Raw genomic sequence first — 18047 nt, forward strand, 5'->3', positions numbered from 1 at the left:
ATAGAGTTCATTATGTCCTAAGATTGAATTTTACCATCCAACTTGTCGATGGTCCTAGGAGGTTACGATGGGAATTGTGTTGACAGCTGAGGAACAAATTATATGGGAAAAATGGATTTCTGCAAGAGATGAAGAAGCGGGAAATCTGTTAGTGAAAAAATACATGCCCCTTGTCAGCTATCATGTTCAAAGGGTGTCTGTTGGCCTTCCGCGAAACGTATCTAGAGATGATATCCATAGTCTAGGATTAATTGGACTGTATGATGCTCTCGAAAAGTTTGACCCTTCGAGAGATTTAAAATTTGATACTTATGCTTCCTTTAGAATACGGGGAGCCATTATAGATGGTTTAAGAAAAGAAGATTGGTTATCGAGAAGCACAAGAGATAAAGCGAAAAAAATAGAGGCTGCCATCGGGAAACTCGAGCAAAAGCTGATGAGAAATGTCACGGCAAAGGACATTGCGAGCGAATTAAATCTCACTGAAGAAGAAGTCGTGACGACAATGAACGAACATTTCTTTGCCAGTGTATTATCGATTGACGAGAATCCGAGTGAGCAAGAAGAGAAAGATGGACAAACCTTCGCAATTAAGGATACAAAGGCGGAGATTCCTGAAGAGAAAGTCGTTAAAGACGAACTCATCAAAGAAATGGCAGAAATGATTGCCCATCTTAATGAGAATGAGCAATTAGTTCTTAGCTTGTTTTACCAAGAGGAATTAACATTAACCGAAATTGGACAAGTCATGGATTTGTCTACTTCAAGAATTTCACAAATTCATTCAAAAGCAATTTTTAAATTGAGACAATCACTAAGCAAAATGGTTTAGCATCCAGATTAACAACTAAATAGATATAACTAGAAAGAGGGTTGGCAAAATGGATACTCCGTTTCGAGTAAAGATTTCGAAGAATCAATTGGAAGCTCATATTGAATTACACGAGCATCACGATGAAGATTTAACCATCTCAATAGGTGAGCTAGAAAATTTTTTGAAGGAGCATCAAGTTGTTTTTGGTATCATTCAAACAAAACTTCAAGAGATTGCAATTGATCCAACGAATATCGAATACCCACTTTTAATTGCTGAAGGGACTCCTCCCCAGCATGGTGAAGATGCATATTTGACTGTTGAATTTAAGAAAGAAGAAACAAAGCAGAAAGAAAAGGTGAATTTCCGAGAGGTTCTTGATATTCCGTCAGTAAAAACGGGTGAAGTTCTGGCTTCAGCGGTCACAGAGACATTTGGTGTTAATGGGACTGCTGTGACTGGAAAGGTAATTCCTGCCCGAGACGGGAAACCATTAAAGGTTAAACCGGGGAAAAATGTGATTCAAAATGGAAGTCAATTTATATCAACAATTGATGGGCAAGTAAGTATTACCCACAAATCCATAACGGTTAACCCTGTTTTTGAAGTGAGGGGAGACCTAGACTTAAAAACAGGTAATGTCAATTTCGTGGGAAATGTCGTTATCCGCGGTAATGTCCCAACAGGCTATGAAGTGGTGGCAGGTGGAGATATTAAGGTCTACGGTCTCGTAGAAGGGGCACAGCTAGTAGCAAGAGGAAATATTCTTATTTCTGGTGGGATTGCTGGAGGGAATCGTGGAAATGTGGTTGCAGGTGGAAGTATTCAGGCCAATTTTTTAAACCAGGCAGCTATAAGAGCTGGACAGGATGTTATAATTCATACTTCATCTTTGCATAGTAGTATTGAGGCCAAAGGAGCCATTTATTGCAAAAACGGTCATATTATCGGCGGTACTTTGCTCGCTGGAAAAGATATTTATGTGAAGGAACTTGGAAACGATCTCTATACAAAGACTGGTCTTGCAGTTGGTTATGACCCATCAATTGACAAAAAGGAATTAAGCCTCAAAGAGGAATCAGAACAGATTTCTGAAAATGTCAAAAAACTTGAACTGATTGAAAATAAGATTTTGGCTACTCTTAAACAAAAAGGACAAGTAACCGAACAAGAAAAAGAACTTCTGCTTAAGCAAAGAGCAACAAAAACTCAGCTTGAGAAGCAGTTGAGAAATATTCACTGGCAGTTAGAAGAAATAGAGTTGGAGAAAAGTGATCGAAGCAATTTCAGTATTTTCGTATACGATAAAGTTCATCCTAACACGAGTTTGAATTTCGGAAAATATTCAAGATTAGTTCAAACAACGCACTCGTATGTTAGATTTTATATAAGAAATAGTGAAATAGTCTTCGAACCAATTTGATGACCTGCTATATATCAATGAGAAGTAGTTTTCGCGAACCTTAACTGAGTATTATGTAAAAAAGGACGTGGTTGAAGATGAGCCTCAAAGCGATTGAAATGCAGGTTGCACTTCCAAGAACACTAGATGCGCAGAAATTACAAGAGCAGATGCAACAACGAGGTCAATTACAAACTGACTTTGCCACTGATAATGTGAAAAAGGAAGATATAAAGAAAGAACAGACGGTTTTGAAGCAGGAGCAAAAGGATATTGCTAGGTTTCAAAAAGAAAGAAATCAGGATCAACACTCGGGTGAACATGGTGAAAAGAAAGAGAAACACCATCAGAAAAAAGAAAAACACCCTTATAAAGGTACGCATGTGGATTTCAGTGGATAGAGGGATCGTATGACAATTTTAATAATATTTAGTATCGTTCTTAATGTCGTTGCCCTATTTTGTATCGCAATTCTATATTTGCGACAAAATAGACTCCTAGAAGTAGAAAAAAAGCAAGAAAAACTCATTAAGGAAATGGAAGAGGTTATTTCCTCTTATTTAATGGAAATGACTGAAGAAAATGAAAGATTCATAAATAAGGTTAGAGAGATGACTGCCAAGCCAACAACATCTAATGAACCTATTCGAGAAGCACTGAAAAAGGAAGATGTGAAACTAGAACGAACATCACCAAGAAAAGGCAACGTTTATCAAGCAGTTCAAGCGTACAAAAAAACACCGTCTTCCAATGAAACAATTAATCAAGAAGAAGAACTAGAACATAAAACACCTCCTGCTCCACAAGAGCCAGTTAATCAAGAAAATGATAATAATTCTACGGATCTCTATTCGCAATCGTTCTATTACCAGGCTCTTTTACTAAAAAAGCAAGGGTTATCAATCGAGGATATCGCAAGAAGACTTAATAAAGGAAAAACCGAAATAGAGTTATTATTCAAATTACGACAAAATGATCAAGAATGACTTGATTCGAATTCATACATATGCTATATTAACAAATGGTGTTAATACACACGTTCATGGATTTAGGCAATTGGTGCTGTCTGTAAGACAGTTTTTGACTAAAGATGATATGAGCGGAGGCAAACAAAACCATTTAGGAGGAAAAAACACATGTCAGTAATTTCTATGAAGCAATTGCTTGAAGCTGGTGTACATTTCGGACACCAAACTCGCCGTTGGAACCCAAAAATGAAGAAATATATCTTCACAGAGCGTAACGGCATCTACATCATCGACCTACAAAAAACAGTTAAAAAGGTTGAAGAAGCTTATAACTGGGTAAAAGAATTAGCTGCTAATGGCGGTACAGTTCTTTTCGTAGGTACAAAGAAACAAGCTCAGGATTCTGTTAAAGAAGAAGCAGAACGTTCTGGAATGTACTTTGTTAACCAACGTTGGTTAGGTGGAACATTAACAAACTTTGAAACAATCCAAAAGCGTATTGCACGTTTAAAAGATATCGAAAGAATGTCTGAAGACGGTACTTTTGAAGTACTTCCAAAGAAAGAAGTAGTTCAATTAAGAAAAGAGCAAGAGCGTCTTGAGAAGTTCTTAGGCGGTATTAAAGATATGAAGCAACTTCCAGATGCTTTATTCATCATTGATCCTCGTAAAGAGCGTATCGCTGTTGCAGAAGCTCACAAATTAAACATCCCTATCGTAGGTATCGTTGATACTAACTGTGATCCAGATGAGATCGATGTTGTTATCCCTGCAAACGATGATGCTATCCGTGCAGTTAAGCTTTTAACAGCTAAAATGGCAGATGCTATTTTAGAAGCTAAGCAAGGTGAAGAAGTAACACCTGCATAATTAAAAAGCTGAAGCGTCTTGGTCAGACCCGACAAGCACAAGGCGAGCCGACATGGAGGTTGTTCTTTAACCTTCTTGACGGATTGACTGGTGACCTCGAGGGGCTAGACGCTGGAGCTAGACAACTTATAGATTTGCTTGAATGAAGGTGATAAGAGGGCTTTACCCTTCTTTATCACCTTTTTTTGAGAATTATTTACAAATCATAGATTAGCTTTCGCTAGTCTTGCAAAAAATAACGATACATATACCTAAGGAGGATTAACTAAAATGGCAATTACTGCTCAAATGGTAAAAGAACTGCGTGAAAAAACTGGCGCAGGTATGATGGACTGTAAAAAGGCGTTAACAGAAACAAATGGTGATATGGAAAAAGCAATCGACTTCTTACGTGAAAAAGGGATTGCTTCAGCTGCGAAAAAAGGTGACCGTATTGCTGCAGAAGGTCTTACTACTGTAAAAGTAAACGGAAACGAAGCTGTAATCTTAGAAGTTAACTCTGAAACTGACTTTGTTGCGAAAAACGAAGGTTTCCAAACACTTGTACAAGAATTAGCAGATCATTTACTTGCTAAGAAGCCTGCAACTGTAGAAGAAGCTGTTGCTCAAACAATGGATAACGGTGCTACTGTTGAAGCTCATATTAACGCTGCAATCGCTAAAATCGGTGAAAAGTTAACTTTACGTCGTTTTGTAATTGAAACTAAAACTGATAACGATGCATTCGGTGCTTACCTACACATGGGTGGACGCATTGGTGTATTAAGTGTTCTTGAAGGTACTACTGACGAAGATGCTGCTAAGGATGTTTCTATGCACATCGCTGCATTAAACCCTAAGTTTGTTTCTCGTGACGAAGTATCTGCTGAAGAAGTAGAGCGTGAGCGTCAAGTTCTTACTCAACAAGCATTAAACGAAGGAAAGCCTGAAAACATTGTTGCGAAGATGGTTGAAGGACGCCTTGGAAAATACTTTGAAGATGTGTGTGTTAACGACCAAACATTCGTTAAGAACCCAGATCAAAAAGTTCGTCAATTTGTTGAATCAAAAGGCGGAAAAATCCGTAGCTTCGTACGTTATGAAGTAGGAGAAGGTATTGAAAAGCGTGAAGATAACTTCGCTGAAGAAGTTATGAGCCAAGTTAAAAAATAATTGACAGTCAGATAAGTTGTCTCTAACTTGAGACAGCGTTCTTATCTAAAAAGTAGGGGACACATTGTGTTCCCTCTTTTCAAAAGTAAAAAGAAACAATTTTGTCCTTGGAGGTCGCGTTCGACTTCGTGGATACAATAGACTTCAAGGAAATTGAAATATACATATGGAGGTTCCAATGAGCAGTCCAAAATACAAACGAGTTGTCTTAAAGCTAAGTGGTGAAGCTTTAGCCGGAGAAAAAGGTTTTGGAATTAATCCAACCGTAATTAAATCAGTGGCAAATCAAGTAAAAGATATAGCAGAATTAGGTGTTGAAGTAGCCGTTGTGGTTGGTGGTGGCAATATCTGGCGTGGAAAGATTGGCGAAGAAATGGGAATGGATCGAGCAAATGCTGATTATATGGGCATGCTTGCAACGGTTATGAACTCATTAGCTCTTCAGGATAGCCTTGAACAAGAAGGTGTAGAAACTCGCGTTCAAACATCTATCGAAATGAGACAGGTCGCTGAACCATACATCCGTAGAAGAGCGATTCGTCATCTTGAGAAAAAGAGAGTTGTCATTTTTGCTGCTGGAACAGGAAATCCATACTTCTCTACAGATACAACTGCAGCGTTACGTGCTGCAGAAATTGAAGCAGATGTTATCCTCATGGCGAAGAACAATGTGGATGGAGTGTATTCTGCTGACCCAAGAATTGATGCTAATGCGAAGAAATACGATGAACTTTCTTATTTAGATGTGTTAAAAGAAGGATTAGCCGTTATGGACTCAACAGCATCGTCTTTATGTATGGATAATGATATCCCACTCATTGTTTTTTCAATCATGGAGAATGGAAACATTAAAAGAGCTGTTCTAGGTGAAACAATTGGAACTATTGTAAGGGGGAAAAATTAATGCCAAAACAAGTCATTGCCAATGTGAAAGACAGAATGACAAAAGCGATTTCTGCTTATACTCGTGAGCTAGCAAGTATCCGTGCTGGACGTGCAAATGCTTCTCTTTTAGATAGAATTACTGTGGACTACTATGGAGCACCAACTCCTGTGAACCAATTAGCAGGTGTATCTGTTCCAGAAGCTCGTTTACTAGTGATTCAACCTTATGACAAATCTGTATTAGGAGAAATCGAAAAAGCGATTTTGAAATCTGATCTTGGTTTAACACCAACGAATGATGGAAGCGTGATTCGCTTAATGATTCCTCAATTAACAGAAGAACGCCGTAAGGATCTTGTGAAAGTTGTTAAGAAGGAAGCGGAAGAAGCAAAAGTTGCAATCCGTAATATTCGTCGTGATGGAAACGAGGATCTTAAGAAACTTGAGAAAAGCGGAGAAATCACTGAAGATTCACTTCGTGGATATGTAGATGATATTCAAAAGGTTACGGATGAATATATTGCAAAAGTAGATAATCTTACTAAAGATAAAGAAAAAGAAATTTTAGAAGTATAAGGTTCTTCCTCAGGCCCTCTAATCTTTAGGGGGTTTTTCTTTTATTATTTGCTTCTGTGTCTTAAATGGGTTGGCATGTACATATTTTATTAGAGACATCTTTTTTTTTTAGAGAAAAATCTATTCTATCCTAATTTGCATGCTTTCTTCTCAATAAATCCTTATTTTTAGATCTAATAGCAACAAAGTTTGAGAAAAGAACCATAATTTTTGGTATGATAGATGCAGAAAAGGTAAAATAGTGGAATATATTGACTTTAAGGATCTGTTTTTCTCATAAAATAATAGATGTAGATTGTGCCGACTATACCAGGAGCAGAGAAAAATCATCCTTTGGAGGAGCAGAAATAATGTTAGATAAAATGAAGCCTTGGAAGAACACGAAAAATTCTTCCGTTCTCCGAGATAAGATAGAAGTTATAAAAGAACAGACTATCCCAGCTCACGTAGCGATCATTATGGACGGAAATGGTAGATGGGCGAAGAAACGGGCGTTGCCTCGAATTGCTGGTCACCATGAAGGGATGAAAGTGGTGCGAAAAATGACCAAGCTTGCTAATCAGCTTGGAATTAAGAGACTCACTCTTTATGCTTTTTCCACAGAAAACTGGAAGCGTCCGAAAACTGAGGTTGACTACTTGATGAAGCTCCCTGAAGAATTTCTAGGGACGTTTTTGCCAGAGTTGGTCGAGGAGAATGTTAGAGTTGAGATGATGGGCTATAAAGAGAGCTTGCCATCCCACACTCTAAAGGCGATTGAAAGAGCAATGAACGCAACAAAAGGAAATGATGGATTAGTATTAAATTTTGCCCTCAACTATGGAAGTAGAGCAGAGATTGTCGATGGGGTCAAACGTGTCTTAGATGATTACAAACGTGGTATAATAAGTGAAGAAATGTTGAATGAGGATTCTTTTTCAACTTATTTAATGACAAAGAATACTCCAGACCCTGATCTCTTAATCAGAACGAGTGGAGAAATTCGCTTAAGTAATTTTATGCTTTGGCAATTGGCATACACAGAGTTTTGGTTCACGGATGTGCTTTGGCCTGATTTCAATGAGGATCATCTATTGGAGGCAATAGAAGTATATCAAAATCGCCAAAGACGATTTGGTGGAGTATAACGAAGGTGTTGAATATATAATAATGAAACAAAGAATTATTACAGCAGTTATCGCAGCAGCCGTTTTTCTACCAATTGTTATATTAGGTGGACTGCCAATTGTTTTACTAGCCTATTTATTGGCATCTGTTGCATTGTATGAATTGTTAAAAATGAGAAATCTAAAGATTTTTTCCTTTCCGGGCATTATTTCATTAATTGTATTATGGATAATCTTGTTACCGGAAGGGGTTTGGCCAGATATTACGTTAACAAAGATTGAGGTTGCTGCTATAGCGGTCTTACTATTTCTAAGCTATACAGTGATCACAAAAAATAAGTTTACCTTTGATGATGTTGGCTTTTCTATAATCGCGATTGTATATGTGGGCTTAGGCTTCTTCTATTTTATTGAAACGAGAGAAGCAGGAATTGAATACATTATCTATTCATTGTTCATGATTTGGGCAACGGATTCTGGGGCTTACTTTATGGGACGTGCTTTTGGAAAGAGAAAGCTATGGCCAGAAATTAGTCCTAACAAAACAGTTGAAGGTTTCTTCGGCGGTATCATCTGGGCCGTTATTGTCTCAATTCTTTTTGTTATTTTTACTGATATCCCTACGACTTTCCTTGAATTTGGTATTTTAACAATTGTTTTATCAATATTTGGGCAGCTTGGCGATTTAGTCGAATCTGCATTGAAAAGACATTATAATGTCAAAGATTCTGGTACCATACTTCCAGGACACGGTGGGATATTAGACCGTTTTGACAGTCTCTTATTTGTATGGCCGCTTTTAAACTTCTTTTATTTATTATAGAATAGTGGCTTACTTTCATTTTAAAATTTCAACTTTGAGAATTGTCCAGCTTCAGGCGCCCTCGGCTCGAGTGAAAAAAATAATACACTTTTTCCTGGGTCATAAGCCAATCCGTCGAGAAGGTTAAAGAACAACCTTCTCGACGGCTCGTCTTATGCTTGTCGCCGATAGGCTGGCGCCTTGCGCTTTTCTTATCAGGAGTGAATTTGGTGAAATATATTAGTTTATTAGGAGCAACAGGTTCCATCGGGACACAAACGTTAGATATTATCCAAGAACATCCTAACGAGTTTCATCTAGTGGCAATGTCGGTGGGACGTAATATTACACTTGCGAGAAAAATCATTGTAGAAAATAAACCTGAAATTGTATCTGTAGTGAATAAGGAAGATGCTGATAGTTTAAGAAATGAGTTTCCTAACATCAAGTTTACTTACGGTGCAGAAGGTCTAGTCGAAATTGCTACATATCCGAAAGCTTCCATCTTGCTTAATGCAGTTATCGGTAGTGTAGGATTATATCCAACACTTGAAGCAATTCGGAATGGAAAAACAATCTGTATTGCCAATAAGGAAACATTAGTTACTGCAGGTCATTTGGTCATGAACGAAGCAAAAAAATACGGTGTTCCACTACTTCCTGTGGATAGTGAACATTCAGCAATTTTTCAAGCGTTACAGGGAGAAAAGGAAAAGAACATAGAAAAACTCATTATTACAGCTTCAGGTGGAAGTTTTAGAGACAAGAGTAGAGAAGAATTGCAGAATGTAACTGTAGAACAGGCCTTAAACCATCCAAATTGGTCTATGGGTGCAAAGATTACAATTGATTCAGCGTCAATGATGAACAAAGGCTTAGAAGTAATTGAAGCACATTGGCTATTTGATATTCCATATGAAAAAATAGATGTCCTACTTCACAAAGAAAGCATTATTCATTCCATGGTTGAATTCCACGATAGTAGTGTGATTGCACAATTAGGAACACCGGATATGAGAGTCCCAATCCAATATGCCTTAACATATCCAGACAGGTTGCCATTAAAGACTGCTAATCGCCTTAATCTAGCCGAAATTGGTCAGCTCCATTTTTCAAAGATGGACATAGAAAGATTCCGTTGTCTCCATTTCGCTTTTGAAGCTGGAAAAATTGGAGGAACACTTCCAACTGTTTTGAACGCAGCCAATGAAACTGCGGTGCAAGCCTTTTTAGATGGAAAGATTACTTTCCTTCAAATAGAGGATTTCATTGAAAAATCATTAAGCTCTCATAAACCAGTTATGAATCCGAATCTTTCTCTTATTCAGGAGGTTGATTTAGAGACAAGAGCATACGTGAACTCACTTCTACAATAAAAGGTGGTTATATTTTGAGTACAGTAATAGCCTTTATTATTATTTTTGGAGCGTTAGTTTTTTTTCATGAATTAGGACATTTAATTTTCGCAAAACGAGCAGGTATCCTTTGTCGTGAATTTGCGATCGGGATGGGACCGAAGCTCTTTTCCTTTACGAAAAATGATACGGTCTATACGATTCGTCTCCTTCCAATTGGGGGATATGTTCGTATGGCTGGTGAAGACCCGGAAATGGTTGAAATTAAACCAGGTTACCGGGTCGGCTTGATGTTTGATAGTAATGAAGAAGTAAGCAAAATCATTCTGAATAACAAAGAAAAGTATCCTGATCTACGTATTATTGAAGTAGAGTATGCAGATATTGAACATGATTTAATTATCAAAGGATATGTAGAGGGTGAAGATGAAATTCTTCAAACTTTCAAGATTAGTCGTACTGCAGTATTTGTGGAGAATGGCAAAGATAGCTTAATTGCACCATACGATCGACAATTTGCATCTAAAACACTCGGTCAAAGAACGATGGCGATATTTGCAGGACCGATGATGAACTTTATTCTAGCATTTGTCGTTTTTGTTATTATTGCTTTGATTCAAGGAATTCCAACGACCGATCCAATGTTGGGTAAATTGACACCTGATGGAAGCGCTCGAGAAGCAGGGCTTCAAGAAGGGGATATTATTTATTCTATCGATGGAGCAGAAATAACTAGCTGGAACGATGTTGTCGAAGTTATTCAAAAGAATCCGGAGAAAGAATTAGAATTTCATCTTGAGCGCAATGGACAAGAAATGACGATTCCTGTAACACCGAAGAGGCAGGAAGTGGAAGATGGAGAAACGATCGGAATTATTGGAGTATACAGTCCTATGGAAAAATCTCCGCTAAAAGCTGTAGTTTACGGTGCAGAGGAAGTCTATAAATGGACAAAAGAAATTTTCTCAATGGTAGGGAAACTCGTAACTGGTCAGTTTTCCATTGATGCACTTTCAGGTCCTGTAGGAATCTATCAGTCAACCGATACAGTTGCCAAATCAGGTATCATGAACCTGATGAAATGGGCAGGAGTACTTAGCATCAACTTAGGAATAATGAACCTACTACCAATCCCAGCCTTAGACGGAGGAAGACTCATGTTTTTCGCGGTCGAAGGTTTGAGAGGAAAGCCGGTTGACCGCCAAAAAGAAGGAATGGTCCATTTCATCGGCTTCGCCCTACTCATGCTCCTAATGCTTGTTGTTACTTGGAATGACATACAACGGTTTTTCTTATAAGTTTATTGGCTATCTCTTCTATAGAGGTAGCCAATTTAATATAAACAAATATATGTATTTAGAGGAGAGGCTTTTTGAGATGAAACAGAGTATGACGCTTATACCAACTCTTCGTGAAGTACCATCAGATGCAGAAATAAAAAGTCATCAACTGTTGTTTAGAGCAGGTTTTATAAGACAAAACGCAAGTGGTGTATACAGCTATCTACCACTTGGAAAAAGGGTCCTACATAATATTGAGCAAATTGTTCGTGAAGAAATGGATGACACAGGTGCTGTTGAACTTTTAATGCCTGCACTTCAGGCAGCAGAGCTTTGGCAAGAGTCAGGTCGTTGGTATACATATGGTCCAGAATTAATGCGGTTAAAAGACCGTCATGGTCGTGAATTCTCTCTTGGGGCAACACACGAAGAGGTTATCACTAGTCTTGTACGAGATGAAGTGAAATCGTATAAAAAATTGCCTTTGACTCTTTATCAAATCCAAACGAAATTTCGTGATGAAAAACGTCCACGTTTTGGATTACTACGTGGAAGAGAGTTTATTATGAAGGATGCTTATTCTTTTCATGCTTCACAAAGTAGCTTAGATGAGATTTATGAATTACTTTTCCAAGCATACACCAATGTGTTCATGCGCTGTAATTTAGATTTCCGTGCCGTAATTGCAGACTCGGGAGCTATGGGTGGGAAGGATACTCATGAATTCATGGTTTTATCAGATGTAGGCGAGGATACGATTGCCTATTCGGATACGTCTAATTACGCAGCAAATATTGAAATGGCGCCAGTTGTCGTTAACTATGAGAAGGCTGAAGAGGAAGAAAAAACACTTGAAAAAGTGTTAACTGAAAATCAAAGAACGATTGAAGAAGTTTCTTCTTTCCTGAAAGTAGATTCAACGAAATGTATTAAATCATTACTTTTCAAGGTAGATGAAAAATATGTTTTAGTACTTACTCGTGGTGACCATGAAGTAAACGATATTAAGTTAAAGAATCTTTTTGAAGCGGGAAGCGTGGAACTTGCAGATCCTGAAGTTACCACAGAGGTACTTGGCTGTCCAATCGGTTCACTAGGACCTATTAATGTAGAACAGGTAGAAATTGTTGCAGATTTTGCTGTCCAATATATTGCGAATGGCGTATGCGGAGCAAATGAAGAAAACTATCATTATGTAAATGTGAATCCACAAAGGGATATCAAAGTAAGTCGTTTTGCGGACCTTCGTTTTATTCAAGAAGGAGATCCTTCTCCAGATGGACAAGGAAAAATTCTCTTTGCAAAAGGAATAGAGGTTGGCCATGTCTTCAAATTAGGTACACGTTACAGTGAAGCTATGGGGGCAACCTACCTTGATGAAAATGGTAAGGCTCAGCCGATGATCATGGGTTGCTATGGCATTGGTGTTTCAAGAACGATGGCGGCAGTTGCTGAGCAATTTAATGATGAAAAAGGTCTAGTATGGCCAGCGAATATTGCACCATTTGAGTTGCATTTAATTGCCATTAACATGAAGGATGAAGAACAAGCAAAACTAGCTAATGAATTATATTCCTTCTTTAAGCAAGAACGTTTTGAAGTCCTGTTCGATGATCGCGCAGAAAGACCAGGTGTAAAGTTCGCAGATTCAGACCTAATCGGTTTACCAATTCGTATTACAGTAGGAAAAAAAGCTGTAGAAGGTATAGTAGAATTAAAAGTAAGAAAAACCGGAGAAATGCTCGAAATCCACAAAGACCAACTACTAGATACAGTAAAACAACTACTTTCAAATCTATAAAGTTAAAGGGTCTCTCAAAACTGAGGCCCCTTTTTGTTGGAAGTTGTTTCTCCACAAGAGAGAAATAAGAGTTTGTCGATATTATTCTGTATGTTTTTGTTAGAGATATTTTATAGAAATTTAAGTAATAGACATTTAGAAATATCTAACTAAAGTGTTTATAGTTAAGATTTTATTGTATGTGTGCATTCTTAATCTGATTGCACTTAAAGTTGATTGGAGCGGAAGGCATGAGACTCCTGCGGGAGTAGCAGATCAGCCGAGACCCCACAGGAGCGACAGCGACGAGGAGGCTCGGCGACTGCCCGCGGAAAGCGAATGCCTGGAGCGGAAATCAACTCGCAAGAGTTAAATAACTTTAAGAAAATGTATCCTTTCGCAATTATTTTTTCTAATTCGACAAAAATCTCACAAACCGAACTTTATGGTATAATTACTTTCGTGAAACAACTCAAAAACAAACAAACCAAATCGACACAATCGACAGAAAAATAGATGAACCAATAGAGAGGAGAGAGAGTGAATGAGCGGTGCCTCTGACAAAAAAGAAGCATTCCAGCACTTGCTCCAGCAATTACAACTAACAGACGACCAAACAATTTCTCATTTTACCAATGCAGAAATCGATAAGGTCATGGTTGAAAGGCAAGCAAGAAAATGGCATTTTCATTTCAAATTTGAAGAAATTTTACCAAGAAACGTATTTACGCTTTTTACCTCGCAACTCGAGAAAACTTTCTCTCATATTGCTAGCACCTCCTATTCCATTCAAGTAACAAACCAACAAGCTTCAGAACAGCAAGTTTTAGATTACTGGAGTATTTGTATCCAGCAACTTGAAGGAATGGCGCCACCTTTATTAAAATTACTCAATGAGCAGATTCCAAACGTTATAGGGAACAAGGTAGTTATAAAGGTGACGAACGATTTAGAAGGAATTGCAATTAAGAAGAAATACGCAGAAATAATTTCGACTTCTTACCAACAACTTGGTTTTCCTCCTGTAGTCATTGACACGGAAGTCCATGAACAGGCCTCAAATGAACAATATGAACAATTTTTAGAAGCGAAACAACGAGAAGACCAAGAACGCGGTCTACAAGCATTAATGGAAATGGAAAAACAGGAAGCGGAAAAAGAAGCAGGGATTGAAGTACAATCTGGTCCACTACAGATCGGACTTACGATCAAAGACGATGCTGATTTCCGTAAACTAATTGATATTGTTGACGAAGAACGTCGCATTGCGATCGAAGGTTATGTATTCGCAGCAGAGACGAAAGAACTGCGAAGTGGTAGAACCCTTTTAACCTTTAAGATTACCGATTATACAAGTTCAATCATGGTAAAAATGTTCTCTCGTGATAAAGAGGATGCAGCTCAATTTGAACGAGTTCAAAAGGGAATGTGGCTAAAAGTTCGTGGTAGTATTCAAAATGATACATTTGTCCGTGATTTGGTCATGATCGGGAATGACTTAAATGAAATAAAACCAATTGGAAGACAAGATACGGCAAAAGATGGCGAAAAGCGTGTAGAGCTCCATCTTCACACACCAATGAGCCAAATGGATGCAGTTAGTCCTGTTAGTAGTCTTGTTGCCCAAGCAAAAAAATGGGGCCATAAAGCAATCGCGATTACCGACCATGCTGGTGCTCAATCATTCCCTGAAGCGTTTGGAGCTGGGAAAAAGAATGATATCAAAATTCTTTATGGAATTGAAGCTAATTTAGTCGATGATGGAGTGCCGATTGCTTATAATGATGCCCATCGTCTTCTGGCTGAGGATACGTATGTTGTATTTGACGTGGAAACCACTGGATTATCAGCTGTATACGACACGATCATCGAGCTAGCAGCAGTTAAAATTAAAGATGGGGATATTATCGACCGATTTGAAGCCTTTGCTAATCCACATCATCCATTGTCTGCAACTACAATTGATTTAACGGGAATTACTGATGATATGGTACAAAACGCACCAGAGGTGGAAGAAGTATTAAGAGACTTCCACAAGTGGGCTGAAGATGCAGTATTGGTTGCTCATAATGCATCATTTGATATGGGATTCTTAAATGTCGGTTATAAAAAAAGCGGTTTAGAAAAAGCGACTAATCCAGTTATTGATACATTAGAATTAGCTCGTTTCCTATATCCTGAAATGAAAAACCATCGCTTAAATACATTGGCGAAAAAGTTTAATGTCGAATTAACTCAGCATCACCGTGCCATTTATGATGCAGAGGCAACAGGGTATTTGTTGCTCATTATGTTAAAAGAAGCTCTTGAAAAAGGAATCAGCTATCATGATGAATTAAACGACAACATGGGTAAAGGGAATGCCTATCAAAGGGCACGTCCATATCACTGCACTTTACTTGCGCAAACTGAGGCAGGGTTGAAAAATCTATTCAAGCTTATCTCCATTGCTCACATCAATTACTTTTACCGTGTACCACGTATTCCAAGGTCAGTCCTTCAAAAATATCGCGAAGGAATACTTGTCGGTTCAGCTTGTGATAAAGGTGAAGTTTTTGAAGGTATGATGCAAAAAGCACCTGAGGAAGTAGAAGAAACAGCAAGATTCTATGATTATATTGAGGTGCATCCGAAAGAGGTTTACTCTCATTTAATTGAATTAGAGCTTGTGCAAAATGAAAGTAAGCTAGAAGATATTATTCAAAATCTTGTTAAATTAGGAGAAAAGCTCGAGATTCCTGTTGTTGCAACAGGAAATGTTCATTACTTAAACCCAAATGACAAGATTTACAGAAAGATCTTAATTAATTCACAAGGTGGGGCAAACCCGCTTAACCGTCATAATCTACCAGATGTGCATTTTAGAACAACGAATGAAATGCTGCAAGCTTTCTCTTTCCTTGGGAAGGAAAAAGCGAAGGAAATTGTTGTGACGAATACGAATAAAATTGCAGATATGATTGATAACATCAAACCAATTAAGGATGATCTCTACACACCTAGAATTGAAGGTGCAGAAGATGAGATGCGTTCGATGAGTTATGATATGGCAAAGAAAATCTATGGAGAGCCTCTACCAGAAATCGTTGAAGCGCGCCTAGAAAAAGAACTGAAAAGTATCATCGGGCATGGTTTTGCCGTTATCTATCTTATCTCACATAAACTCGTAAAGAAATCACTGGATGATGGCTATCTTGTTGGTTCCCGTGGTTCGGTCGGTTCGTCGTTAGTTGCGACGATGACGGAAATTACGGAAGTGAATCCACTACCGCCACATTATGTGTGCCCAAGCTGTAAGCATTCTGAATTCTTCAATGATGGTTCGGTTGGTTCAGGTTTTGACTTACCAGATAAGGACTGTCCAAATTGCGGTACGAAGTATAAAAAAGATGGACATGATATCCCGTTCGAAACATTCCTTGGCTTTAAAGGGGATAAGGTACCCGATATCGACTTGAACTTCTCAGGGGAATATCAACCAAGTGCTCATAACTATACAAAGGTACTGTTTGGTGAGGAATATGTTTACCGTGCAGGAACGATTGGTACGGTAGCCGATAAAACGGCCTTTGGTTACGTAAAAGCTTATCAACAGGATAACAATTTACAGATGCGCGGTGCCGAAATTGAGAGACTAGCTACTGGATGTACCGGTGTAAAACGAACAACAGGTCAGCATCCAGGGGGAATTATCGTTGTCCCTGATTATATGGATATTTACGACTTTACGCCAATTCAATTTCCAGCTGACGACCGCAATTCTGAATGGAAAACAACTCATTTTGATTTCCATTCCATCCATGATAACGTATTGAAGCTTGATATTCTTGGACACGATGATCCGACGGTAATCCGTATGCTCCAGGATTTAAGTGGAATTGACCCGAAGACGATTCCGACTGACGATAAAGATGTAATGAAAATTTTCAGTGGTCCGGAAGTTCTTGGCGTAACAGAAGAACAAATTATGTGTAAAACAGGTACTCTAGGAATTCCTGAATTTGGCACACGTTTTGTTCGTCAAATGTTGGAGGATACAAAGCCGAAAACATTCTCAGAGCTTGTTCAAATATCAGGTCTATCCCATGGTACCGATGTTTGGTTGGGGAATGCGCAAGAGCTGATTCATAACAGTACGTGTACATTAAGTGAAGTAATCGGTTGTCGTGATGATATCATGGTTTACTTAATTTATCAGGGTCTCGAGCCATCATTTGCGTTTAAAATTATGGAATCGGTTCGTAAAGGTAAAGGACTGTCCGATGAGATGGAAGAGGAAATGCGCAAAAACGAGGTGCCAGAGTGGTATATCGACTCATGTAAGAAGATTAAGTACATGTTCCCTAAAGCCCACGCGGCTGCTTACGTTCTAATGGCAGTGAGAATTGCTTATTTTAAAGTGCATTATCCGCTCTTTTATTACGCAGCATATTTCACTGTTCGCGCCGAAGATTTCGATATTGATGCTATGGTTAAGGGCTCTCAAGCTATTCGTGCAAAAATTGAAGAAATCAATGCAAAGGGCTTAGAAGCATCTACAAAGGAAAAGAACCTCTTAACTGTTCTAGAGCTAGCTTTGGAAATGAACGAACGTGGATTTACTTTTAGTAAGGTAGATTTATATCGTTCAAGTGCATCAGAATTTATTATTGATGGAAATTCATTAATTCCACCGTTCAACTCAATTGCAGGTCTTGGGACTAATGCTGCGATTAACATCGTGAAAGCAAGAGAGGACGGAGAATTTCTTTCAAAAGAGGACTTACAGCAACGGGGAAAAGTTTCTAAAACGATTATGGAGTTTTTAGATAATCATGGTTGCTTAACTGGAATGCCAGATCAGAATCAATTATCATTGTTCTAATTGATGAATGATTCTGTCACTGTCAAGTAAATAATGCGTTCTCATTTGCATAAAAATATTGGTTATGGTATAGTTTTATTGGAAATACTATCGATAACTCTCGTTTACAAGAGTGGGGCTACCCCACTCTTTCGTGTTGTGTAGGATAAATTTTGGTAGGTGATGATGTTCTAAGTGCTTAACTTTTGCGGCA

The 18047-nt window shown here is 38.3% G+C and carries 14 protein-coding genes; all 14 read left to right on the forward strand.

Translation table 11 applies throughout. The annotated features are described in order from the left end of the window. Window positions 1–67: 67 nt before the first annotated feature. The 14 genes from FA727_RS03760 (at window position 68) to FA727_RS03825 (ending at window position 17854) form a co-directional block, all read left to right on the forward strand. Complete coding sequence (locus FA727_RS03760) at window positions 68–832, forward strand: FliA/WhiG family RNA polymerase sigma factor (protein ID WP_136829379.1); 765 nt, start codon at window positions 68–70, stop codon at window positions 830–832. Between the two features lie 49 nt (window positions 833–881). Then, complete coding sequence (locus tag FA727_RS03765) at window positions 882–2237, forward strand: flagellar assembly protein A (protein ID WP_136829380.1); 1356 nt, start codon at window positions 882–884, stop codon at window positions 2235–2237. 77 nt (window positions 2238–2314) lie between these two features. After that, window positions 2315–2617 (forward strand): hypothetical protein, encoded by a 303-nt coding sequence (locus FA727_RS03770; protein ID WP_136829381.1) that lies wholly within the window; start codon window positions 2315–2317, stop codon window positions 2615–2617. A 9-nt stretch (window positions 2618–2626) separates the two neighbouring features. Next, window positions 2627–3202: a hypothetical protein gene (locus tag FA727_RS03775; protein WP_136829382.1), complete on the forward strand. Its 576-nt coding sequence runs from the start codon at window positions 2627–2629 to the stop codon at window positions 3200–3202. Between the two features lie 150 nt (window positions 3203–3352). Further along, complete coding sequence (gene rpsB, locus FA727_RS03780; protein ID WP_136829383.1) at window positions 3353–4054, forward strand: 30S ribosomal protein S2; 702 nt, start codon at window positions 3353–3355, stop codon at window positions 4052–4054. A 270-nt stretch (window positions 4055–4324) separates the two neighbouring features. Then, window positions 4325–5206 carry a translation elongation factor Ts gene (gene tsf, locus FA727_RS03785; RefSeq protein WP_136829384.1) on the forward strand — a complete coding sequence of 294 codons (882 nt, stop codon included), beginning with the start codon at window positions 4325–4327 and terminating at the stop codon, window positions 5204–5206. A gap of 178 nt (window positions 5207–5384) precedes the next feature. Then, window positions 5385–6110, forward strand: a complete 726-nt coding sequence (gene pyrH, locus FA727_RS03790; protein ID WP_126406008.1) for a UMP kinase — start codon at window positions 5385–5387, stop codon at window positions 6108–6110. Then, a complete protein-coding gene (gene frr, locus FA727_RS03795) occupies window positions 6110–6667 on the forward strand; it encodes a ribosome recycling factor (RefSeq protein ID WP_136829385.1) in 558 nt (185 codons plus the stop codon). Before pyrH ends, frr begins: the two co-directional genes overlap by 1 nt. A gap of 350 nt (window positions 6668–7017) precedes the next feature. After that, window positions 7018–7794: an undecaprenyl pyrophosphate synthase gene (gene uppS, locus FA727_RS03800; protein WP_136829386.1), complete on the forward strand. Its 777-nt coding sequence runs from the start codon at window positions 7018–7020 to the stop codon at window positions 7792–7794. A gap of 22 nt (window positions 7795–7816) precedes the next feature. Next, on the forward strand, window positions 7817–8596 hold the full coding sequence (locus FA727_RS03805; protein WP_136829387.1) for a phosphatidate cytidylyltransferase: 780 nt from the start codon (window positions 7817–7819) through the stop codon (window positions 8594–8596). A 209-nt stretch (window positions 8597–8805) separates the two neighbouring features. Then, window positions 8806–9951 carry a 1-deoxy-D-xylulose-5-phosphate reductoisomerase gene (locus tag FA727_RS03810; protein ID WP_136829388.1) on the forward strand — a complete coding sequence of 382 codons (1146 nt, stop codon included), beginning with the start codon at window positions 8806–8808 and terminating at the stop codon, window positions 9949–9951. Between the two features lie 14 nt (window positions 9952–9965). After that, window positions 9966–11228: an RIP metalloprotease RseP gene (gene rseP, locus FA727_RS03815; RefSeq protein WP_136829389.1), complete on the forward strand. Its 1263-nt coding sequence runs from the start codon at window positions 9966–9968 to the stop codon at window positions 11226–11228. A gap of 79 nt (window positions 11229–11307) precedes the next feature. Further along, on the forward strand, window positions 11308–13011 hold the full coding sequence (locus FA727_RS03820) for a proline--tRNA ligase (protein WP_136829390.1): 1704 nt from the start codon (window positions 11308–11310) through the stop codon (window positions 13009–13011). 523 nt (window positions 13012–13534) lie between these two features. Next, window positions 13535–17854 (forward strand): PolC-type DNA polymerase III, encoded by a 4320-nt coding sequence (locus FA727_RS03825; RefSeq protein WP_136829391.1) that lies wholly within the window; start codon window positions 13535–13537, stop codon window positions 17852–17854. Window positions 17855–18047 lie beyond the last annotated feature (193 nt).

This window comes from Robertmurraya kyonggiensis, assembly GCF_005116465.1.
GTDB lineage: Bacteria > Bacillota > Bacilli > Bacillales > Cytobacillaceae > Robertmurraya > Robertmurraya kyonggiensis.